Origin of the sequence: Neoroseomonas oryzicola (genome assembly GCF_012163135.1) — a bacterium.
Lineage (GTDB): Bacteria > Pseudomonadota > Alphaproteobacteria > Acetobacterales > Acetobacteraceae > Neoroseomonas > Neoroseomonas oryzicola.
In genome coordinates, this window is the sequence record NZ_JAAVUP010000040.1 from 1 (window position 1) to 855 (window position 855).

The 855-nt window shown below is 65.0% G+C and carries 1 protein-coding gene; it reads right to left on the bottom strand.

The window, feature by feature from the left end; all coding sequences use genetic code 11:
- Positions 1-15: 15 nt before the first annotated feature.
- Positions 16-782, bottom strand: a protein-coding gene (locus GWK15_RS25565) for an IS5 family transposase (protein ID WP_168044436.1) whose coding sequence is annotated in 2 segments (ribosomal slippage) — positions 16-446 and positions 446-782 — 768 coding nt in all. Because the reading frame shifts where the segments join, the coding sequence is not laid out codon by codon here.
- Positions 783-855 lie beyond the last annotated feature (73 nt).

Here is an 855-nt window from a genome sequence, read left to right on the forward strand (position 1 = left end):
AGCTAGGCTCAGGACTCATTGACCGAGCCAGAAGGTGACGGTGGCGGCGAGGGTGATGGCGCTGAAGAAGGTGTGTGCGCAGCGATCGTAGCGCATGGCGATGCGACGCCAGTCCTTGAGCCTGCCGAACATGATCTCGATGTGGTGGCGTTGGCGATAGAGCAGGGCGTCGTGCGGGATTGGCAGTTTGCGGCTACGCGTCGATGGAATGCAGGGCACGATGCCTCGCATGGTCAGGGCGTCGCGGAAGCGGGCGCTGTCGTAGCCACGATCGGCGATCAGTTCGCATGCCCCGACCTGTAACTGCGGCAGTATGAGAGCGGCACCGCGATGGTCACTGGCCTGGCCTTCGGTCAGAAGGAGCACGATGGGCCGGCCTTGCCCGTCGCAAGCGGCATGGAGCTTGGAGTTCAGGCCGCCCTTGGTACGGCCGATACAGCGGGGAAAAGCCCCTTTTGGAGCAGGCTGGCGGCGGTGCGATGCGCCTTGAGGTGTGTGCTGTCGATCATCAGCCGCCCAGGCGGGCCATCCTGAGCAGCAAGGGCGGCGAAGATCCGATCGAAGACACCCATGCGGCTCCACCGGATGAAGCGGTTGTAGAGGGTCTTGTGCGGACCGTAGGCGGTGGGCGCATCGCGCCACTGAAGGCCATGGCGGATGACGTAGATGATCCCGCTGAGCACCCGCCGGTCATCCACCCGCGGCATGCCGTGCGAGAGTGGGAAGTGCGGCGAAAGCCGCCGCATCTGGCCAGTGGACAGCAGGAACGGCGGCGTGGGCATGGTGGCACCTCCACCACACCCAGAATCACGCCCCGCCGCGTCGCTCCAAGCGATTAATGGGTCCTGAGCCTAG